Source organism: Cytobacillus sp. MT66 (assembly GCF_058792595.1).
Genome location: NZ_JBXAFB010000027.1, coordinates 1 through 19,828, shown reverse-complemented (window position 1 = coordinate 19,828; position 19,828 = coordinate 1). Strand labels below are relative to the sequence as shown.

General features: G+C 38.5%; 20 protein-coding genes, 3 tRNA genes and 2 riboswitches. Of the genes, 14 read left to right on the top strand and 9 right to left on the bottom strand.

The window, feature by feature from the left end:
• Positions 1-77: 77 nt before the first annotated feature.
• The 3 genes from AC1Q59_RS24085 (at position 78) to AC1Q59_RS24075 (ending at position 331) form a co-directional block, all read left to right on the top strand.
• A tRNA-Gly gene (locus tag AC1Q59_RS24085) sits at positions 78-152 on the top strand.
• 15 nt (positions 153-167) lie between these two features.
• Positions 168-242, top strand: a tRNA-Cys gene (locus AC1Q59_RS24080).
• 7 nt (positions 243-249) lie between these two features.
• A tRNA-Leu gene (locus AC1Q59_RS24075) sits at positions 250-331 on the top strand.
• A gap of 159 nt (positions 332-490) precedes the next feature.
• Here AC1Q59_RS24075 and AC1Q59_RS24070 read toward each other — a convergent pair.
• The gene (locus tag AC1Q59_RS24070) at positions 491-1,009 is read right to left on the bottom strand and encodes a LysR family transcriptional regulator substrate-binding protein (protein WP_492368411.1); all 519 of its coding nucleotides are present in this window, start codon (positions 1,007-1,009) and stop codon (positions 491-493) included.
• Positions 993-1,382, bottom strand: coding sequence for a LysR family transcriptional regulator (locus tag AC1Q59_RS24065; protein ID WP_492368410.1), 390 nt, complete (start codon positions 1,380-1,382; stop codon positions 993-995). Before AC1Q59_RS24065 ends, AC1Q59_RS24070 begins: the two co-directional genes overlap by 17 nt.
• 220 nt (positions 1,383-1,602) lie before the next feature.
• On the opposite strand from AC1Q59_RS24065, the gene AC1Q59_RS24060 reads away from it, so the two are divergent.
• From AC1Q59_RS24060 to AC1Q59_RS24045, 4 genes are all read left to right on the top strand, one after another.
• Positions 1,603-1,848, top strand: coding sequence for a hypothetical protein (locus AC1Q59_RS24060; RefSeq protein ID WP_492368409.1), 246 nt, complete (start codon positions 1,603-1,605; stop codon positions 1,846-1,848).
• 61 nt (positions 1,849-1,909) lie between these two features.
• Positions 1,910-2,971: a hypothetical protein gene (locus tag AC1Q59_RS24055; protein WP_492368408.1), complete on the top strand. Its 1,062-nt coding sequence runs from the start codon at positions 1,910-1,912 to the stop codon at positions 2,969-2,971.
• An 11-nt stretch (positions 2,972-2,982) separates the two neighbouring features.
• Positions 2,983-3,609, top strand: a complete 627-nt coding sequence (locus AC1Q59_RS24050; RefSeq protein WP_492368407.1) for a UGSC family (seleno)protein — start codon at positions 2,983-2,985, stop codon at positions 3,607-3,609.
• 132 nt (positions 3,610-3,741) lie between these two features.
• On the top strand, positions 3,742-4,932 hold the full coding sequence (locus AC1Q59_RS24045; protein ID WP_492368406.1) for a CaiB/BaiF CoA transferase family protein: 1,191 nt from the start codon (positions 3,742-3,744) through the stop codon (positions 4,930-4,932).
• A gap of 165 nt (positions 4,933-5,097) precedes the next feature.
• On the opposite strand, the gene AC1Q59_RS24040 is transcribed toward AC1Q59_RS24045, so the two are convergent.
• Complete coding sequence (locus AC1Q59_RS24040) at positions 5,098-5,646, bottom strand: cysteine hydrolase family protein (RefSeq protein ID WP_492368405.1); 549 nt, start codon at positions 5,644-5,646, stop codon at positions 5,098-5,100.
• Between the two features lie 119 nt (positions 5,647-5,765).
• On the opposite strand from AC1Q59_RS24040, the gene AC1Q59_RS24035 reads away from it, so the two are divergent.
• The 5 genes from AC1Q59_RS24035 (at position 5,766) to AC1Q59_RS24015 (ending at position 10,479) form a co-directional block, all read left to right on the top strand.
• The gene (locus AC1Q59_RS24035) at positions 5,766-6,212 is read left to right on the top strand and encodes an Lrp/AsnC family transcriptional regulator (RefSeq protein ID WP_492368404.1); all 447 of its coding nucleotides are present in this window, start codon (positions 5,766-5,768) and stop codon (positions 6,210-6,212) included.
• Positions 6,213-6,317: 105 nt separating this feature from the next.
• Entirely contained in the window at positions 6,318-6,860 is a 543-nt protein-coding gene (locus AC1Q59_RS24030) for a cysteine hydrolase family protein (RefSeq protein ID WP_492368403.1), read from the top strand.
• 95 nt (positions 6,861-6,955) lie between these two features.
• The gene (locus tag AC1Q59_RS24025; RefSeq protein WP_492368402.1) at positions 6,956-8,350 is read left to right on the top strand and encodes an L-cystine transporter; all 1,395 of its coding nucleotides are present in this window, start codon (positions 6,956-6,958) and stop codon (positions 8,348-8,350) included.
• A gap of 180 nt (positions 8,351-8,530) precedes the next feature.
• Positions 8,531-9,973, top strand: coding sequence for a hypothetical protein (locus tag AC1Q59_RS24020; protein WP_492368401.1), 1,443 nt, complete (start codon positions 8,531-8,533; stop codon positions 9,971-9,973).
• 215 nt (positions 9,974-10,188) lie between these two features.
• A complete protein-coding gene (locus AC1Q59_RS24015; protein WP_492368400.1) occupies positions 10,189-10,479 on the top strand; it encodes a hypothetical protein in 291 nt (96 codons plus the stop codon).
• Positions 10,480-10,500: 21 nt separating this feature from the next.
• Here AC1Q59_RS24015 and AC1Q59_RS24010 read toward each other — a convergent pair whose 3' ends face one another.
• Together AC1Q59_RS24010 and AC1Q59_RS24005 are read right to left on the bottom strand one after the other, a co-directional pair.
• Positions 10,501-11,487: a ketoacyl-ACP synthase III gene (locus AC1Q59_RS24010; protein ID WP_492368399.1), complete on the bottom strand. Its 987-nt coding sequence runs from the start codon at positions 11,485-11,487 to the stop codon at positions 10,501-10,503.
• A gap of 113 nt (positions 11,488-11,600) precedes the next feature.
• Positions 11,601-11,954, bottom strand: a complete 354-nt coding sequence (locus AC1Q59_RS24005) for a hypothetical protein (RefSeq protein ID WP_492368398.1) — start codon at positions 11,952-11,954, stop codon at positions 11,601-11,603.
• Positions 11,955-12,038: 84 nt separating this feature from the next.
• Positions 12,039-12,129: riboswitch (cyclic di-GMP riboswitch) on the bottom strand.
• Between the two features lie 303 nt (positions 12,130-12,432).
• Between AC1Q59_RS24005 and AC1Q59_RS24000 the strand changes: the two genes are divergently transcribed.
• Both AC1Q59_RS24000 and AC1Q59_RS23995 read left to right on the top strand, forming a co-directional pair.
• Positions 12,433-12,696: a metal-sensitive transcriptional regulator gene (locus tag AC1Q59_RS24000; RefSeq protein ID WP_492368397.1), complete on the top strand. Its 264-nt coding sequence runs from the start codon at positions 12,433-12,435 to the stop codon at positions 12,694-12,696.
• A gap of 194 nt (positions 12,697-12,890) precedes the next feature.
• Positions 12,891-16,082: an SNF2 helicase associated domain-containing protein gene (locus tag AC1Q59_RS23995; protein WP_492368396.1), complete on the top strand. Its 3,192-nt coding sequence runs from the start codon at positions 12,891-12,893 to the stop codon at positions 16,080-16,082.
• A 243-nt stretch (positions 16,083-16,325) separates the two neighbouring features.
• On the opposite strand, the gene AC1Q59_RS23990 is transcribed toward AC1Q59_RS23995, so the two are convergent.
• The 4 genes from AC1Q59_RS23990 to AC1Q59_RS23975 are packed head-to-tail and all read right to left on the bottom strand — an operon-like array spanning position 16,326 to position 18,964.
• The gene (locus tag AC1Q59_RS23990) at positions 16,326-17,357 is read right to left on the bottom strand and encodes a ThiF family adenylyltransferase (RefSeq protein WP_492368395.1); all 1,032 of its coding nucleotides are present in this window, start codon (positions 17,355-17,357) and stop codon (positions 16,326-16,328) included.
• Positions 17,354-18,121 (bottom strand): thiazole synthase, encoded by a 768-nt coding sequence (locus AC1Q59_RS23985; RefSeq protein WP_492368394.1) that lies wholly within the window; start codon positions 18,119-18,121, stop codon positions 17,354-17,356. The genes AC1Q59_RS23990 and AC1Q59_RS23985 overlap by 4 nt, the downstream gene beginning before the upstream one ends.
• A gap of 2 nt (positions 18,122-18,123) precedes the next feature.
• Positions 18,124-18,327, bottom strand: a complete 204-nt coding sequence (thiS, locus tag AC1Q59_RS23980) for a sulfur carrier protein ThiS (protein ID WP_492368393.1) — start codon at positions 18,325-18,327, stop codon at positions 18,124-18,126.
• Positions 18,328-18,370: 43 nt separating this feature from the next.
• On the bottom strand, positions 18,371-18,964 hold the full coding sequence (locus AC1Q59_RS23975) for a thiamine phosphate synthase (RefSeq protein ID WP_492368392.1): 594 nt from the start codon (positions 18,962-18,964) through the stop codon (positions 18,371-18,373).
• Between the two features lie 83 nt (positions 18,965-19,047).
• A riboswitch (TPP riboswitch) is annotated at positions 19,048-19,157 on the bottom strand.
• Between the last annotated feature and the right edge of the window lie 671 nt (positions 19,158-19,828).

Genomic DNA, 19,828 nt, shown 5'->3' with positions numbered 1-19,828 from the left:
GGGCTATAGCCAAGCGGTAAGGCAACGGACTTTGACTCCGTCATTCGTAGGTTCGAATCCTGCTAGCCCAGCCATTTGCGGAAGTAGTTCAGTGGTAGAACACCACCTTGCCAAGGTGGGGGTCGCGGGTTCGAATCCCGTCTTCCGCTCCATTTATTTATATATAAGGCGGCATAGCCAAGTGGTAAGGCAAAGGTCTGCAAAACCTTTATTCACCGGTTCGAATCCGGTTGCCGCCTCCAATTTTTTGCCGGTGTGGCGGAATTGGCAGACGCGCACGACTCAAAATCGTGTTCCTTCTGGAGTGCCGGTTCGACCCCGGCCACCGGTATTATTAAAAAAATCGATATAACACTCACAATTATTGATATTTCAATGCTTGTGAGTGTTTTTATTTTGTCGGAAACAGGAGTTTACACATTTTACATATAAAAAGTGAAAAAATTTGATGTAAAAATCTTGATTGAGAATTTTCCCCTGTATCTATTCTTTAGAGAGTCTGCTTAAAATAGTCAAAAACATTTTTTTGAAACTCAACCATTGCAGGTGAAATATAACGGTTTTTGTTCAATGTAATACAAAGTGTTCTTGTTGGTGTAGGGTTTTGGATCCTTATCATTTTGAGCTTGTTACTAAGTTCATGTCTGGTGTAGGTTTCAGGTACAATGGAGACCCCCAAGTTTTCAGCTGTAAAACTAAGTAACATTTCTATTCGGCAGCCTTCATACCCAATGGCAGGTTCAAATCCTGCTTCTTTGCATGAATTGATCGTGATATTACGTAACTGGTAATCATTCTCTAATACTATAAAAGATTCATTCTTTAATTCTTCTAAATTGACTTTAGACTTACCATTAAGATGATGTTCTTTTGAAACGATTAAAATTAATTCCTCTTGAATGATTGGCTCACTTACTAACAAATCTGACCATATGGGTTGGGAGTTAATTCCTATATGAATGTCAGAGTTTTTTAATGCTTCCTCTATCGATTCACCCCCCCATTTCATGTATATGTACAACCACATTTGGATACTTTTTCTTGAAGCTTGATATAATACGCGGGAGACTAGAGATGACAATAGAAGGCAGAGCGCCTACAGAGATTTCACCTGTATTTAACTCTAGTAATTCTTTTATTTCTGATTTTGCTTTTTTATATTGATTGAGGATCAAATGGGTATGTTTGAGCAATATCGCCCCAGGCTCTGTTAGCTTAATCTCCCTTGAATTTCGTTCGATTAACATACATCCTAATTCGTCTTCCAGCGCTTTCAGCTGGTTACTTAGTGAAGGCTGAGAAATATGCAGCTCTTGAGCCGCCTTTGTGATTTTTTTATTCCGTACAACAGACTCAAAATATCTTAGTTGTCGAAATTCCATTATATTCCCCTCCTTCTTTTCATCATAATGATTTTTTAGTTTATATATCTTTAGGCTATACGAGTATAGCTTAAAGATATTTGATTATCTATAGATTTTAAAAGAAAATTATAATAAATTCAAATAACTAGAATTCACGGGAGATTCAAACTAATTCGGAAAACTTCCAGGGTAAAAGTAAGGTTTAAAAAGGACATTCTTATGAAAGGATGGGTGAAAAATGAGCCAAAAAGCTGTTTTAGAAGAGGGCATAAAAAGACTCAGCGAAGGTTTTCAGTTAGATGGTGCCGACCTGCAATTAACAGATTGGAACAATGGAATTGCAGAGGTAACATTAATTTTTGGTCCGGACGTTTGTCAGGAGTGTATCGTACCTAAAGACGTCATTAAAATGATGGTACAGAATACTTTGTCGCCACAAGTAAGTGACTTGCAGGATGTAGTTATTATAGACCCTCGTGATTAATTAGGATACAGAGTATTTAAGCAACTATTGGTTAGGATCAAAATAGGAGGGGGAAGAGGGCTTGCAGACTCAAAAGGATCAAACAATTAAACTTGACGACTGGAAAGAAGCAATAGAATACTTTTATGAACAAAAATGGACGGATGGCTTACCGATTGTACCTCCAAAAAGGGAATTTGTAGAGGAAATGTTATCATCCGTCAATCGGGACCCAGATGAAGTGGTTGCTGTATTTCCGCCAAGGGAAATTAAAGTAACGGTACGTGATATCGCCATTAATGCAGTAATGGCAGGCTGTAAACCGGAATATCTTCCTGTAGTTATAGCCGGGGTTGAGGCCGCATGTGAACCAGTTTTTAACTTAAGTGGAATTAATGCAACTACGCATGTTGTCAGTCCATTAATGATTGTCAATGGACCAATTAGAAATAAATTGTCTATTAATTCCCGTCATAATGTATTTGGTCAAGGGTTTAGGGCAAATGCCACGATAGGGAGAGCATTTCGGCTATGTATGATGAACCTTGGTGGGGGTTATCCAGGAGAAACAGATATGTCAACATTTGGTCACCCCGGAAAATTCACGTATTGCATCGCGGAAAATGAAGAAGACAGCCCTTGGGAGCCTTTCCATGTTGAAAAAGGTTTCGACGCTGATCAAAGTACGGTGACTGTTTTCGGCGGTGAGGCACCTCAAAGCGTCACAAACCACATTGCCAATGATCCATATGGGATCTGCTATTCTATTGCTCAAGTGATGACAAATATGGGGAACAACAATACATTTATGAGCGGACAAATTTTAGTCGTGATCGGTCCTGAACATGCAGCAACGATCGCTAAGCACGGCTGGACGAAAGATGATGTTCGATACTATTTATACCAAAATGCAAGAAGTAATATTGATAAGCTGAGATTTAACGGCCGTTACGGATGGACTTGGAATAATAACTGGCCAAAGTGGTATGACCGTAAGAATCCGGATGAAATGATACCCATTGTTCCACGGCCAGATGATATCCATATTTTATATGCAGGCGGCTCAGCAGGCAGATTTTCAGTAGTTGTGCCTGGCTGGGGAAGAATAAGTCCAAAAATTGTTACTAAAGTCATTAGAGATTAAATGAAAAAAGAATGGAGGAACAGCAAATGATCGAAGTTTATAAACCAACAGGAACGTTAGCAATGGAAAGTATAAGACTCTCTACTCGCCTTGATACACTGGATGGTAAGGTGTTGGGCATTGTTAATAACGGGAAGTGGAATTCAAAGGATCTTTTAGTAGAAATCGAATCCATTTTAACCAAAATTTTTAATGTGTCCGAAGTATTATGGTGGAAAAAGGAAAGCTATTCGTCGCCCTCACCACAGGACTTACGCGAAGAAATAGCAAAAAAATGTGATGCTGTTTTGACAGCCATCGGCGATTGAGGGTCTTGCACGTGGTCGTGTGTACACGACGGAGTTGGATTTGAAAGCATGTCAGTACCCTCTGCAGTCATTTGTACATCGCGCTTTGTTAAAGAAGCTGGAAACATTTCTAAAATTTTGGGCGCATTAAATTATCCTGTTGTAGAAATTACACATCCATTATCCTCTATTACAAACGAGGAAATTAAAGAACGTGCTGTAGAGGCTGCAGGGCAAATTATAGAAATTTTAACAGGGAAAAAATACGATTTGCCAGAAAATCTTTACAGTTTAACTGCTGATAATAGTGCAACAGCTGCGGTAAATAAGGAGCAAACCCTGGATAAGTAATGAAGATAATAGGTTAATAGGGTTTTAATCAGATATTTCGAATATATGATTAAAGCCCTTTATTTTTTCAGTATGTTTGTTTTTTCAAAACCTTGGAATATATTAAATGTAATTTAGATAGGGGTCGGTAATATGGCTGCAAATCCATTGGAGGGTATAAAAGTATTAGATGTAACAAGAATCTTGTCAGGACCCTATTGCACTATGATGTTAGGAGATTTAGGTGCTGATGTCATTAAAATTGAGGCTCCTGGGGGCAGTGATGAAACGAGAAAATGGGGGCCGCCATATCTAGAAGGTGAAAGTGCCTATTATTTGAGTGCCAATCGCAATAAAAAAGGATTGACACTTAATTTAAAAAGTGAAGAAGGCAAATCTATTTTTCTCCAAATGGTACGAGACGCCGATATAGTTGTACAAAATTTTCGAGTTGGCACCATGGAGAAATTAGGACTTGGTTATCAGGATTTAGTCAAGGAAAACCCCAGGATTATTTATTGTTCAATAAGCGGTTTCGGGCAGACGGGACGATATAAAAGCCTGCCAGGATTTGATCATTTAATCCAGGCAATAAGCGGGTTAATGAGCATTACAGGGGAACCTGATGGGGAACCAATGAAATTAGGAATTCCCATATCGGATCTACTTGCTTCCTTATATAGTGTTATAGGAATATTATCTGCTCTTCAGACACGAAACCAGACAGGAGAAGGTCAGGAAATTGATATCTCTCTGCTTGATTCGCAAATTTCAATGCTGGCTAATGTTGCGAGTAATTACCTGAGTTCTGGAAAAAGGCCAGGGAGATATGGAAATCAGCATCCTAATATTGTCCCATATCAAGTCTTTAATGCATCGGATGGAAAAATGGTCGTAACGATTGGAACCGACCAGCAGTTTAAGAAATTGTGTAATATTTTAGATGATCCTGCATTAGCAAGTGATCCTAGGTTTATAAATAATACTCAGCGTTTAGCAAACCGGGAAGAATTAATCGAAACTTTAGATACACTCTTTGCTAAGAAATCTGCACACGAATGGTTTGAATTAATGCAAGAAGCCGGCGTTCCTTGCGGTCCAATAAATAGCATCGATCAAATCTTTGAAGACCCCATCGTGTTGGAACGTGAGATGCTGTGTGAAATGCCACATCCGACTATTGGTACATTCAAATATGTTGGCAGTCCGCTTAAATTTTCTAAGACACATGTGGAATATAAACAGCCGCCGCCTTTGGTTGGGGAGCATACGTCTCAAATATTAAACGAATTAGGATTTACAGAAAAAGAGATTAAAGAACTTATAGAAAAAAAGATTATATAAAAGTACTGCACAAATTTTACACAACATCTTGTAATGACTTTTCTTATAATCCTATTTCGACCGTGCTCACCAGCCTAAATGTTTTTAGATTTGTTGGGTTTTTAAAAAATTTAGCTCGTAATCCTTGATAAATAGGAGTTTACGAGCTTTTTTACCAATTAGTTATTATGATAAAAGGAAATCCTCGGCCGAAATTACGTTTGCATATATACCGTTAAGGGCGCTGATAAACGCAGTATGAACCTGTTCAGCTGAAACGACCTTATCTTGATAAAATAGCTCTTTTGTTGCGCAAGCATCCTCGATAAGGGTAGTTTCAAAGCCTAGATCCACTGCAGCCCTAACTGTTGCATCAATACACATATGCGTCATCATTCCTGCAATCACTACCTTGGTTACACCTTTTTCTCTTAATTTGCTTTCTAAATCAGTCTTCTGAAAGCTGTTAGGGAAATTTTTGACGATAATGTGTTCGTGTTTAGATGGCAGAACAGCTTCATTTATTTTCGCTCCCTCCGTATTTGGAAGGAAGAAGCCTGCCTTTGGATTACTTGCAATATGTTGGACATGAAAAATATTATCTTTGTTATTCTGTCTAAACCAATCAAGAATTTTAGCCGCATTAGCTGCCGCTTTTCCAGGGTTGCTTAATTCCATTTTTCCATTAGGAAAATAGTCATTTTGAATATCGACAATGATTAAAGCTGTGCTCATTTTCTTTCACCCCAATATAAAATTTAGTACTATAAGAATGATAATTAATATTTTGATTTTTATCGATACTTTGATGAAACACTTTTAACTCAAATTATTTCATGGTGAAAGGATTTATTATGGAACTTGATCACATAGATTTTCAGATTCTGCTGTTACTTAGCGAAAATTCACGTATTCAATGGAAGGATCTCGGGGAACAGATTCATATGACTGGACAAGCAGTAGGGAATCGAATTAAAAAACTTGAGGAAAGCGGTATAATTAAAGCTTACTCCCTGATAATCGATGAATTGAAACTGGGGCTTATCTTTACAGCATTTGTCATTGTTAATATGAAAACAGCGAATCATGATGCTTTTATCCATTTTATTAAAGGCCGAAAAGAGGTAGTTGAAGCTCACCGAGTATCTGGGAAGGGCTGTTACCATTTAAAAATAAAGGTGAAATCCCAAGAACAATTGAATCATTTTCTTAATAAACTTCTCGATCATGGAAACTATAGTTTAAATTTATCCATACAAGAGATCAAACTGACAAATCATTTGATCGGAAGACTGCAATAATTGTAAAAAGTAAAAGGTAATTATCTCGAGTGATGGGGTATTTTACCTTTTTTGTTCATAGACTTTGTAACCTTATAAATTACTAATGGATTGGAGTTAGAAACGATGGCAAAAGAAGCTTTATTAATTGTTGATATGAGTAATGATTTTGTGGCTGACAATGGAACATTAACTGTAGGTAAGCCAGCACAAGAAATAGTACCCTATATTAAGGAGTTGGCAACCGGATTTTTAGCAGATGGAAATGTAGTTGTAATATCCATGGATGCGCACCAGCCAAATGACCCGCACTTTGACTTATGGCCGCCACATAATATTGAGGGTACAGAGGGGCAGCAATTGTATGGAGATTTATATGATTGGTTTCAAGATAATAAGGATCATGACCATGTAATTTATACGCCGAAAACGAACTATAATGCATTTTTCAAAACAGATTTAGCTGAAACTTTAAGGAACTTTGAAATAGAAAAGGTTCATATTGTTGGGGTAACTACGGATATTTGTGACTTTTTAACGATAGCAGGAGCAGATGCCGAAGGATTCCAAACTGCCATTCATAAACGAGGTTCAGCTACATTTACGGATCTTGGAGAAACTATGATAAACCATATGAAACGCTGCTTTCATACTGAAATTATTGAATAAACACGTAATTCAATTCATACTTTACCAATTGGATTTATTGAGTTATATTAGGTGTACATTTGTTAAATAATAAATCTAAATTGGGGGTAAACCATTTGAATACATTTTTAGTAATCATTAATATTGTTATTCTTTTGGCAGTTATTATTGGATTATACTCCATGCAAAAGAAGCATGTTTCATTTTCAAAACGTGTATTTGCAGGTCTGGGTATAGGTATTTTATTTGGTCTAATAATTAATTTCTTATATGGCACATCTTCGGAAATAACTGCAAATACAATTGAATGGTTTAATATTGTCGGTTCTGGCTATGTTAAATTGCTGCAAATGATTGTTATGCCATTAGTATTTATCTCTATTGTTGGGGCATTTACAAAGGTTACACTTTCAAAAAATCTCGGTAAAATCAGTTTTTATGGAATCGGGATTTTATTAGTAACAACAGGTATTGCAGCAGCAATCGGTATTGCGGCAACACTTGGCTTTGGTTTAGAAGGAGTTCAGCTGCAAGCAGGAGATGCGGAAAATGCACGTAATGCTGAACTGACAGAACGAGTAGCAACAGTTGAGGATATGACGATACCTGAACAAATTCTTTCCTTTCTTCCTGCAAATCCGTTTGCAGATTTGACGGGTTCACGTCCAACATCTACAATCGCAGTTGTTATTTTCGCATCAATCATTGGTATCGCTTATTTAGGTGTGAGACGGAAACAGCCAGAACAAGCTGAATTATTTGCAAAAATCATTGAAACCTTATATGCCATCACAATGCGCGTTGTGACGTTAATTTTACGGTTAACTCCTTATGGGGTATTGGCCTTAATGACAAAAGTAGCTGCAACGAGTGATTATGCCGCAATTGTGAATTTGGGTAAATTTGTTATTGCTTCTTATGCAGCACTTATTGCCATGTTCCTTGTACATTTGATCTTAATCAGTTTAGCAAAATTAAACCCTGTAACTTACTTTAAAAAAGGATTACCGACTTTAACATTTGCCTTTACATCTCGTTCAAGTGCGGGAACCTTACCGCTTAATATCAAAACACAAACAGATGGATATGGTGTATCTGAAGGTGTGGCAAACTTTGTTGGACCATTTAGTTTATCGATTGGACAAAATGGCTGTGCAGGGATTTATCCAGCTATGTTAGCAGTAATGGTTGCTCCAACTGTCGGCATTAATCCGTTAGATCCTAGTTTTATCCTAATGGTCATCGGAGTGGTAATCATAAGTTCATTTGGTGTAGCAGGTGTAGGCGGCGGTGCAACATTCGCATCTTTAATTGTCCTTTCTGTATTGAACTTGCCTGTAGCGATCGTTGGTTTATTAATTTCCGTGGAACCTCTAATAGATATGGGCCGTACGGCATTAAATGTAAGCGGAGGAATGACATCCGGTATTTTAACAGGAAAAATTACTGGAGAATTGGATGAAAAAGTATATAACGATAAAACTGGCTTAGATAAGGTAGTTGAAGTGTAAAAATATATTCTTAAAAATGGTGCTGTCTGAAAGTCGTGAAAAATGACTTCAGACGGCACTATTTTTTTCATTTATAGGGAATATAAAGAAATTATTTAAATTTTTTTCAAATCTACCACCATAAACCTGTCTGTTTTTGTCGAAGGGTATAACGAAAATCAGATCAGGAGGAAACAGTCTATGAAAATTAAGAAGTCACTAATCAGCGGTGCAGCGGCATCAGCACTTATTTTATCTTCTTTAGGGACAAGCACTGCATTTGCAAATGAGGAATCAGTTGAACCAACTGCACCAGTCACGGAAGAAGTAGCTGAAACTAATGGAAACATTACGGAAACGGAAACGACAGTAGATGTAAATTTAGCTGATGATGAAACTGCTACAGTAGATGAAGCTGCTACAGTAGATGAGCCTGCGGAAGAAGCAGCTGCTGATGGGGAAGCTGTAACAGAAGAAGAAGGAACAGAAGATGATTCTGCAACAAAAGAAGAAGCTGACACTGAAACAACAGATGAAACAGTTCAAGAGCAAGAAGAAGCACCAGCTTTGGTACCTGGAGATTTCTTCTATTTTGTAAAAATTATGATGGAAAAGGTAAGACTTGCGGTTACATTTGATGATTACAAGGAAGCTCGTCTTTTAGCTGACTTTGCTGCTGAGCGTATTGCGGAAGCCAATGCATTGCTTGCAGAGGGTAAAACTGAAGAGGCAACAGCGCTTTTAGAAGAGGCAATCGCTACTCAAAAGGAAGCAGCTGACAGCTTAGCAGATTCAGATAAAATTGCTGATGAAAATAAAGAAGCGACAGTGGAAGATGCTGATAAAACTGCAGATCAGTCAGCTGAAGACACTGAAGAGACAAAAGAAACAGCTGAAGGCGAAGAAATAGCAACTGAAGATGATACAACAGAAGAAGCAACTGAAGGCAAAGTAATTGCAGCAGAAGATGAAGAAGAAATAGAAGATGAAGTAGAAGCAAAGCTTGCTCAAAACATTGATGCATTAGCTGCAGCATTATCACATGTTAAAAACCCTACAGCTCAATTAGCTTTAATGAAAAATATTCAAAAGTCTTTTGCGAAATTAGATAAGAAACTTGCAAAGCTTGAAGAAAAAGCAAAAAAATTCGCAGTTGAAACTACTGAGGAAGATAAAGCTGCTGCGGATGAAGCAACAGCAGATGCTGAAACTGTAGCAACAGAAAAAGACCAGGCAGAAGAAAAAGCTACAGTGGAAACATCAGATGCAGAAGCAGTATCTAAAGAAACTGAAGAAACAGAAGCAGTCAAAGAGGGAACTCAAGAAAAACAAGTTACAGCGGAATCAAAAGCAACAGGATCAACAGCAGTAACAGCAACAAACGAACCAGTTGAACCTGAAACTAAAGTTGCAGAAGAAATGAAGGAAACTGCTGTGGTTGCTCCAGGATTAGCTAAGAAAGAAGAAGCGCAGGCTAAGGCTGCAGAAAAGCGTGCTGAAGGTCAGGCAAAAGCTGCTGCTAAAAAGGAAGAAGTTCAAGAAAAGAAAGCTGAAAAGCAACAGCAAGTAAACGAAAAGAAAAAAAACGGCCAAAATAATGGCGCTGAAAATAAGAAAGAGAATAACGGTAAAGGGAACGAATAATACCTATCAAAAAAGTAAACCTAGTACTCCGCGTACTAGGTTTATTTTTTTGCATTTTAACAGCTCTGCAAATTAGACGAATTTTTTCAAAACTAGTGTTTTTTCAACAATTTTACACCCTACCAAAAATAAAATACTTATGAAAAAATAAATAAGGAACCTATTAGTTAGCATTCCCTATACATTTTATAACACTAACTTAGAAGGAGAGAGCAATGAAAACTATTTTATCTTACAATATAACTGAGAAATTAAAGCTAGCCAATGTACTTGATTTATTTCATATTTGTAAAACTTCTCAAAGCAAAGTTTACTTATATACCGATAATTATGTTTTAAAGCCTCAGCAACTGTCTAAAATGGTTTCATTTTTCCTTACATATCAAGGACATTTATATTTATATATAGAAGGACAAGACGCCACGAAAACAGTTAATGCCATTGACTCAATTCTTAATAAATATATTTATGGAAAATGCTGTAGAACGCCACTGGCAAATTTATGATTAAACGGTAAGCTGCCGATATTAGTATTTGAATAACATGGTGATGAATTCATATACTGAACCTACTGTCCAGAACAGTACGTAATCCCCATGTTGAATTTTGCCTGTTTGGATTCCCTCATGAAGAGCAATGAATGGACTGCTCGTGCCAGGATAGCCATATTTATCTGCGGCAAAAATGATTTGGTCTTCATGGAATCCCATGTTTTCTTGAATCCGTTGAAGTATAGCCTTGTTACTTTGACTAAAGCAACATTTAACATCACTTGGTTTTAATCCGTGCTGATTCAGAATCTCACGCATGGAATCATAGACATGAGGGTACATAGGCGACGCATCAAAAGGTTCAAACTTCATATACGGGTCATTTTGTTCTTTCAAAGTTTGCACTAACCCATTAACCGGAAACATGATAGGGTTAGGGTTCACACTATCCGTATAATGAAGCGAATCAATAAATCCTGCAGATTCTTCTGTACTTTCTAAAATAACAGCAGAGGCAAGGTCCCCGAATAACGAATAACTTAGTTCATCTTCAGGATTCAGTATAGGAGAAAAATGATCAGAGCCAATGACTAACGCCCGTTGAATCCTGGAATTGCCTTGCATATAGCGAGCAGCAAAATCGACAGCAAGAGTCATTCCAATACAATTTCCGTTTAAGTCAAAAGCGATAGAATGGCTTGAAGCGTTGATTGCTTGATGGATATAGAGGGCGTTCATTGGAATCAATTGATCTGGTATTTGAGTGGAATAGATAATCATATCAATATCTTTTCCGGTCAGATGAGCATTTTCTAATACTTTTTTTGAAGCCTCAATAGCCATAGTGATGCCTGTTTCCTTTTTCTTATCTGGATCTGTCCAATAGCGATTTTCTCTGCCAACGTGTTTTAATAGATGGCGAATATCTTTGCCTCGCTTATCAAAATGCTGAAAGAAAAAGTCGTTAGGAATGTGATTTTCTGGATGATATATAGCAATCTCTTTTATTTTGATGTTTGTCATGGATGAATTCCTCTCTATAAATTTTTCATAAATTCGAAAAAACATAAACGAAAAAGGGGGTACAAGCTGTACCCTCTCCTTGGTAAAATCATCTTCTTATTGGAATTCTATTATCATTCGGTAACTTCCGCATTGGTTATGCCATTTTGCCGAATTAGACGGCTTAGCTGCATTTTTAAAATTGGGTTTTTTCCAACGCTGAAAATGACCTTCTTAAAGCCAGTCTGATTATACAGTTTTACACACGATTCTAGCAGCGGCAGCAATTCGGTCCCGGCTACTTTCATATCCGTGCAATCTGCAACGCAGTTGTATTCCTGAGAATTCACGCTAGAAGTCTTTTGATTATATTCATTAATAAATGCCTGTGCTCCTTCTGGAGTTGCACTGCCTTCCACTCGGATCTTAATCTCCTTTTTTACTCTGTCCACCTTGATTTCATAACTGCCATTAACATCTGTTGCCATTATAAAGTCTTCCTTTCTATGTATTTAATTAAAATAAAAAAGCACAAAACCGCAAATGGGATGTGTGCTTGAATAACCCCCATGTTCGGTAACTCAGCCACCATAGCATTTGATGCTTTGCCTTAGGTCTGTAGCTTTGCGTCCTTACCTTTAGATAAGTTTGCCATTATCGTAATAGAGAAAATATATGATACTTAGATAATATATTATTATAATAATACAAAAGTAGGTTTGAGAGTTCAAGAATATTTAGGTCTTTTTAATCACTTGATGGTAAAAATAGATTAAGGGACTTCACATGTTGATTTGTATTTTATGATATCAAACTCCTGGATAAAGTGGATTTGGGGTAATTATTGATGATTTACCAAAGTGTGCATTATGGCGGAAGGGGAATATGATAAGTCTAAATTAGAAATTATTGATGTAAGAGATTATAATGAATCTAATAAGAATCCAAGTTTGAGGTGGTATAGCTATGGAATATAACGATCAAATAAAAAACAGAGTTAAGCGGATTGAAGGGCAGTTAAGAGGAATTCTTCGGTTAATGGAGGAACAAAAGGACTGTAAAGATGTGATCACCCAGTTGTCTGCCGCTAGAACAGCTATAGATCGGACAATAGGAGTTATTGTAAGCTCCAATTTGGTTGAATGTGTTCGAAAAGCAGAAGATTCAGAAGACAGAAATGCTGAAGACTTAATTAAAGAAGCGGTAAACCTCTTAGTGAGAAGTCGTTAAAAGATCTAATAGATTTATTAAAAATGGTAAACGCTCACACGAGTTGGCAAACAGTTGTGAGTGTTTTTATTTTTAGGGAAACTGCTGCCTAATGTACGATTTGAAATGACTTATGTACAACTAGCGTGTGCCTATTCTTCATGATACATTTAGTAAAGAAGAAAATGTCCTGTTTAACGAAAGGAGGCAACCCTATGCAAATCCAGCTGAATCAAAAAATTATAAAAGAGCGATGTGGGGCTGTCTCCTTTAAAAGAGGGGACGCTTTTTATCGTAATGGAAAAGTAAAAGTGGAAGAAGTAACGCCAATTTCTATACAGGCTACAGTCCAAGGGGTGGAGGATTTCCATGTCCGCCTCAAGAAACTTCCTAAAGGATTTCAAGCGGTCTGCAGCTGCCCGTCTCTTAATTCTTTTGATAAAGATTGCCAACATATTGCCGCGGTGCTGCTAGCTTGGCAGCACCACCAGCAAGAGAATATACAAGATAAATATATTCCTGGACAAACAGATGGACAGATGCCAGAAGAATTGCTGAAATTATTTGAGGAGAAGCAGCTGCCTGTAAGTGGCCGGCAAATCCATTTTGAAAATAGACAACTCCTGGATACAGCTTTTTTATGTAAAGGAGTTACCATTGATGGGAATGCCCGATTTGGTATTGAACTTTCTATTTCATCACTCAAAATAGCCGACATTCGTGATTTTCTCCAAAGTGTGAAAGATAGAAAACAATACGCAATTTCAAAAGAATTTTTATATGAACCGGTTAGCCATTGCTTTGATAACGTATCTGATGCCATTATTCAGCAGCTAATTCATGTCATGGATGATGAAAAAGTACATCGTCAGGCAATTTCAGCTAAGAGTCACTTGGATAAAGGAATGCTGCTAATTCCTGCATCCTTCTGGAAAAATGTTGAACCCTTATTAGCACGTGCTCCACAAGTCATCTTGCAATATGATGGGAATAGCTATCATCAGTTCTGTGTTTCAGATGAACCGTTACCGTTAACATTTGAATTTACAGGTACGGAGGAAAATGGATATCATCTGGTTATTCACGGTTTAGACGAGATGCTGATATTGAAAGAATATGACACCGTCCTTTCGGCAGGAAAAGTCGTTGTGGTTAAAAGATGGGAAGCAGAACGGCTCTATGAATTACAGCGAATGATAGAACGTTCCAAGATAAATGAAATCCCTATACCAAGTCATCAATTAAAATCCTTCGTCGAACAGCTTTTGCCGCATTTAAGAAAATTGGGGAAGGTCCATTTATCAGGGGAATTCTCCGCGCAGCTGCGAAAGACCCCATTACAGGCAAAACTTTATTTAGATCGTGTGAAGAATCGCCTGCTCGCAGGGCTGGAGTTTCATTATGAATCGGCAGTCTTCAACCCGCTGGAGAATCGGCAGCCAATGGCAGGTTCACTGATTATTCGGGACATGGAGAAGGAAGAAGCTATCTTGCAGCTGATGGCTGAAAGCAAGTTTAATCAAACAGAGAGCGGCTATTATCTTCAAAATGAAGAATTGGAATATAACTTTTTGTATCACGAGCTGCCGAAATTGCAGAAGATGGTTCAGGTGTATGCGACCACTGCCGTACGCATGCGGATATTGCCAAAAACAACAATACCGAGAATAAAGGTGAAGCATTATCAGGAACGGAATCACTTGCTTGAATTTACGTTTAAGATCGATGGGATTCCAGAGACTGAGATCAAAGCCATATTGGCAGCATTGGAAGAAAAGCAAAAGTATTATCGCCTGAGAGACGGTGCTTTGCTATCTCTAGAGACAAAGGAAATGGAAGAAATCAAGCGTTTCTTGAATGCTGTCCCTGTTCAAAATGATGAATGGGAAAAGAGCTTTGAAGTTCCTGTGGCAGAGGGACTTAGACTGCTAAATTATTTTGAGGATAGCGACAGCTTTTTAATGGAAGAATCTTTTCGGGAGTTTCTTGGAAATATTCAGCATCCAGATCGATTGGATTTTTCTGTTCCAGTGGAGTTAAAAGATATTTTAAGAAACTATCAAATATCTGGGTTTAAATGGATGAAGTCCCTTGCCAGCTATGGATTTGGCGGAATTCTAGCCGATGACATGGGCCTGGGGAAAACCATTCAAAGTATTGCCTATATTTTATCAGAGCTTCCAGCCATTCGTGAAAATGGGCAGCCTGCCTTAATTGTTTGTCCTTCTAGTGTTACTTATAATTGGGAGAGCGAAATACTGAAATTTGCTCCCGGTATTCAGACGATGATCATGGATGGAAATAAGGCTGAACGAATAAAACTGCAAACGGAGCTTGATGATATTGACGTGCTTATCACAAGCTATCCGCTGCTGCGCCGCGATGTGAACTGGTATGAGAAACAGAAATTTCATGTCATCTTTTTTGATGAAGCACAAATGTTTAAAAATCCTTTAACTCAGACTGCCCGTTCCGTAAAAAGACTTCAGGCAAATCAGCGCTTTGCCTTAACGGGTACACCTTTAGAAAATGCGCTGGAGGAACTCTGGTCGATCTTTCATGTTGTATTTCCTGAGTTGTTTTTAGGGCTGCGGGAGTACAGTGAATTAACGAATAAACAGATTGCCCGAAGAATCCGCCCATTTATGCTGCGCAGAGTAAAGCAAAATGTTCTTCATGAATTGCCTAAGAAAACGGAAGTATTAGAGGCGACTGAATTACTGCATGAACAGAAGGTCCTCTATGCAAGTTATTTAGCCAAGCTGCGTCATAAAACTTTAAAACATTTAGACCGGGAAACAATAAGGAAGAATCGTATTAAAGTTCTAGCCGGTATCACCCGATTGCGGCAAATTTGCTGTCATCCTGGACTGTTTGTCGATGGTTATAAAGGGTCATCAGCAAAGTTCGAGCAGCTTTTGTCTATTATGGAAGAGGCGAGGCAATCGGGACGGCGTCTATTGATTTTCTCGCAATTTACAAAGATGCTGCATTTTATTGGACAAGAGCTAGCTATTCAAGGGGTCCCTTATTTTTATTTAGATGGGCAGACTCCATCAGCGGAAAGAGTAGAATTATGTAACCGATATAATGCTGGTGAATGCGACATGTTTCTGATTTCCTTAAAAGCAGGAGGGACAGGGCTTAATTTAACTGGTGCAGACACTGTTATATTTTATGATAGCTGGTGGAATCCGGCGGTCGAACAACAAGCTGCTGACCGTGCGCACCGAATGGGTCAAAAACAAACGGTCCAGGTCATAAAGCTTGTAGCCAAAGGGACAATTGAGGAAAAGATGAATAAACTGCAGGACAAGAAGCGTCACTTGATAGAACAAGTCATTGATCCCAAAAATAAACAGCCGGGCACTCTCACAGAAGAAGATATCCAGGACTTGCTAAGATAGCGGGACAGGGGGACAGGCACCTTGTCCCGAAATGATTAAACCTTTCATCCTAATTGGATGAGAGGTTTTCTATTTGAAAATTTTTGTATACTCTCGACAGCTGTTTTAAGAAAGCCGCTGCTCTTAGTTTAATGTTTCATCACCTATAATATAGATCAGCTTCAAGACTTAACTATAAACACAGCCCAGCTGGCACTTCAAGCTATGCAGCACCAGGCTGGGGCAAGGATAAAACAGGAATAGTTAAGACAAGGATGATTCCGTATAATATTGTAAAAATCGATTATAAACAGATCTGGCTATCATTGTGTCATTAGTGCCATGAATGATGGCGCGCCCATCTTGGAAAAACACAATGCGATAATCTTCAAAGCCGCATGAAAGTAAAAAAGGGTTGATTAATGGTTTAGTAATGATATCTTTTAATTTTTCCATAAAGACCTTCAGTTCAAATGTCCTTGCTGCAGCTGGCCGAATCTGTACGGCATCTCTTCCGCATAACACCTCGGTCTTCGTTTGATTTCCATATTGTAAATAAGGAAAGGCTGCCTCCACACCGCATGTTGGGCAATTTTCATCTTTAAGTCGTGCTACATCGATTGCGGAGTTTTCATCCTTCCAGATATCAATAGATTTTAGAACTGGAGGCACTTGTACACCTGCAAGAATCTTTAATACATGTGTCACTTGCCACGAGGCAACGATTTGAACGATAGGGCTAAGTACTCCAACCGTTTCGCAAGTCATGCCATCAATGGGCAAGTGATTTAATAAACAATGCAGGCAGGGAGTTTCCCTGGGGATAATCGGAAAAATTGTCCCATAACTAGCAACACAGGCTCCTATGATAAAGGGGATGCTATGTTTTACAGCCGCATCATTTACGATCAGCCTTGTTTCAAAATTATCTGTTGCATCGACAATGACATCATGGCCTTTAATCATTTCTTCAATATTTAGACCGTTAACATCCTCAATAAGGCGATTAATCGTAATTTCACTATTAATTTGTTGGAGTCTATTTTTGGCTGCAGCTGCTTTTGGAAGCTTATTTTTGGCATCATCTTCACTATATAATTGCTGTCGTTGCAGATTACTCCATTCAACATAGTCGCGGTCAACAATGGTAAGTTTTCCAACTCCGGCTCTTGCCAGCATTTCTGCACTGCTTGAACCAAGCGCGCCTGCACCAATGATGATCACGCTGCTATCTTGTACTTTTCTCTGCGCTTCTTTTCCTAAAAATAATTCCTGACGTGAATAACGATTGATCAAGATCCTACCATCCCTGTTACCGGGCTGCTGGCAACTGCGTAGTCTTTTTCTTCAATACGGCCTGCTTCATAGCCTAATCTTCCGGCCTCGATGGCATATTTGACGGCTTCAGCCATTTTTATTGGATCCTTCGCACCAGAAACGGCAGTATTAAGCAGCACACCGTCTGCCCCAAGTTCCATGGCATAAGCGACATCCTTTGGTGAGCCGATTCCAGCATCAACAATGACTGGAACTTTAGACTGTTCAATAATAAACTTTAGGTTTAGTGGATTAATAATACCTTTGCCTGAACCAATCGGACTTGCACCCGGCATAATCGCATGGACGCCAAGATCCTCCAGGCGTTTAGCCAAAACCACATCATCTGACGTATAGGGCAGGACGATAAATCCTTCATTTAGAAGCATTTCGGATGCTCGTAATGTTTCAATCGGATCTGGCAAAAGGGTTCGATCATCGCCAATGACTTCTACTTTAATCATGTCGCATAATCCTGATGCATGGGCCAATTTGGCGATTCGTACGGCCTCTTCGGCTGTTTTTGCCCCCGCGGTATTTGGGAGCAGCGTATATTTATTTAGGTCTAATTGTTCCAGGAAGTTCGGCTGGCCATCTTCAAAGATGTTCATTCTTCTCACGGCAAATGTTAGTATTTCTGCTTCTGAGACTTCGACAGCTTGTTTCTGAATTTCAAATGATGGGTACTTTCCTGTTCCTAATAACAGGCGGGATTTGAAAGTGTGATGAGCAATGTTTAACATAATTATCCTCCTCCTACAAAATGAATAATTTCAATGACATCTCCATTGGCAAGGCTCTTATTCTGATAGTCTTCTTTTTTAACAATTTCTTTATTTACTTCCACAACAGCAATGCGGTTTTGGAGATTATAATGTTTCAAAAGTTCTTCCACTGAGTCGGTTTCCTTCGGCAGCTCTACTAGTTTCCCGTTTAGCTGTATGTTCAATTTCATCACCTCCTTAAGTTCGTTTAGCTGCCAATGCCAAATGTTATAAAAGTGCTGCACGAAAACTCTTTGCAATTAAATACGGCTCGTCTGCGGCAAAAATACTGGACATTACAGCAATCCCGTCTGCCTGAGCCATTTGGACGGATGAAATGTTGTCCAAGCTGAATCCTCCAATTGCATAAACAGGGATGCTTAGTTCCTTTTTCATTTGTAAAATGGGATCAATACCCCTAGGGGGGATTCCTTTTTTGCTATTTGTTGCAAAGCAATGGCCGAATATTACATAATCTGCTCCATCCCTTTGCGCTTCTTTTCCTTGTAAGAATGAATGGACGCTGCACCCAACCCGCAGGTTAGGGTAAAGCTGTTTTACCATTTTTACAGGCAGTCCGTGTTCCGGCAGGTGGAGATTTGGGATATTCATACAAAGGGCAATGTCTAATCGGTCATTGATGATGATTTTTTCTTTATGGACACCCCCAGCTTGCAGGTGATCCAGTAATGTCACAATCTCTCGTGCGGTTTTAGACTTCTCGCGAATCTGTATTAGATCAATCACATCTTTAATAGCAATAATTTTTTCTGCTAGCTCCTTAACCGGGCGAGTATTATCTGTTACAGCCATTAATTTCATTTGAAAACTCCTTATCTGCAATTACCGCACAAAAAAACCACTCTCCAATAACAGGAAAGTGGTTAAAGTTTATGTAGAAGTGAAACCTTCATTTACCACATTCCTACGCAGGTACAAACCTGTTCAGGTTATGAGGGTTTCAAAGTAACTACTTTTTTCTCAGCCCTTATCAAGGGTTCCCCTAGTGAAAATATAAAAGTATTAAATTTTCAATATTCATAATTAAATTAACACAAAAGCTGAAATTTGAAAAGAGTTTTGCTAAAATGATGTTTTTAGCGGGTCAAGCAGCTACTTCGTTTATATTAATACTATATAGGGGTATAAAGTATAGCTGGCAGTACCATCCCACTGTTTAATGCTATTGGGGATTGACACAACTTTGAAAAATCCTAATTATAAGCCTTTCATCCCGAATGCGATGGGAGGCTTTTTGAAAAAATATGTATACCCTCTATTGGTATAATTAGAGGGAGAGAAAAGTGATTTTGCCCCTTTCTGGGTATCAAATAGTGGGAACGATGCCCGAGCTGTAGGAAATGGAAGCGTCTCGGGAAACGATAGGCATGAACGATGCCCAATCCTCCCTAATTTTGCCCCCTTAGGGTACCCATCGGGGGTAATGCTATTTGTAACCGGCAATCATAAAACATCAGTAATAGTAAAGAAATCACACAAAAAAAGTTCACAATTTTATCTGTTGACATCTATACTATAGGGGGGTATAGTAAAAGTATAAATTATGACTTGCAAATACCAACCCACTGTTTTAAAGCGTTAAAGCAACGGGGGACTGACCCACTAGCGTTGCACAGATGGAAAAAAATGCAAAAACGCTATTTTCTTTACACAAAACAAAAAGGC

What these genes read in the sequence shown, in the direction of transcription:
- AC1Q59_RS23985 (WP_492368394.1), bottom strand. Translation starts at nt 18,121, where the DNA reads ATGTTAAACATTGCTCATCACACTTTCAAATCCCGCCTGTTATTAGGA.
- AC1Q59_RS24060 (WP_492368409.1), top strand. Translation starts at nt 1,603, where the DNA reads ATGAGCCAAAAAGCTGTTTTAGAAGAGGGCATAAAAAGACTCAGCGAA.
- AC1Q59_RS24010 (WP_492368399.1), bottom strand. Translation starts at nt 11,487, where the DNA reads ATGACAAACATCAAAATAAAAGAGATTGCTATATATCATCCAGAAAAT.
- AC1Q59_RS24030 (WP_492368403.1), top strand. Translation starts at nt 6,318, where the DNA reads ATGGCAAAAGAAGCTTTATTAATTGTTGATATGAGTAATGATTTTGTG.
- AC1Q59_RS23995 (WP_492368396.1), top strand. Translation starts at nt 12,891, where the DNA reads ATGCAAATCCAGCTGAATCAAAAAATTATAAAAGAGCGATGTGGGGCT.
- AC1Q59_RS24020 (WP_492368401.1), top strand. Translation starts at nt 8,531, where the DNA reads ATGAAAATTAAGAAGTCACTAATCAGCGGTGCAGCGGCATCAGCACTT.
- AC1Q59_RS24005 (WP_492368398.1), bottom strand. Translation starts at nt 11,954, where the DNA reads ATGGCAACAGATGTTAATGGCAGTTATGAAATCAAGGTGGACAGAGTA.
- AC1Q59_RS24035 (WP_492368404.1), top strand. Translation starts at nt 5,766, where the DNA reads ATGGAACTTGATCACATAGATTTTCAGATTCTGCTGTTACTTAGCGAA.
- AC1Q59_RS23975 (WP_492368392.1), bottom strand. Translation starts at nt 18,964, where the DNA reads ATGAAATTAATGGCTGTAACAGATAATACTCGCCCGGTTAAGGAGCTA.
- AC1Q59_RS24015 (WP_492368400.1), top strand. Translation starts at nt 10,189, where the DNA reads ATGAAAACTATTTTATCTTACAATATAACTGAGAAATTAAAGCTAGCC.
- AC1Q59_RS24065 (WP_492368410.1), bottom strand. Translation starts at nt 1,382, where the DNA reads ATGGAATTTCGACAACTAAGATATTTTGAGTCTGTTGTACGGAATAAA.
- AC1Q59_RS24070 (WP_492368411.1), bottom strand. Translation starts at nt 1,009, where the DNA reads ATGAAATGGGGGGGTGAATCGATAGAGGAAGCATTAAAAAACTCTGAC.
- AC1Q59_RS24045 (WP_492368406.1), top strand. Translation starts at nt 3,742, where the DNA reads ATGGCTGCAAATCCATTGGAGGGTATAAAAGTATTAGATGTAACAAGA.
- AC1Q59_RS24040 (WP_492368405.1), bottom strand. Translation starts at nt 5,646, where the DNA reads ATGAGCACAGCTTTAATCATTGTCGATATTCAAAATGACTATTTTCCT.
- AC1Q59_RS24000 (WP_492368397.1), top strand. Translation starts at nt 12,433, where the DNA reads ATGGAATATAACGATCAAATAAAAAACAGAGTTAAGCGGATTGAAGGG.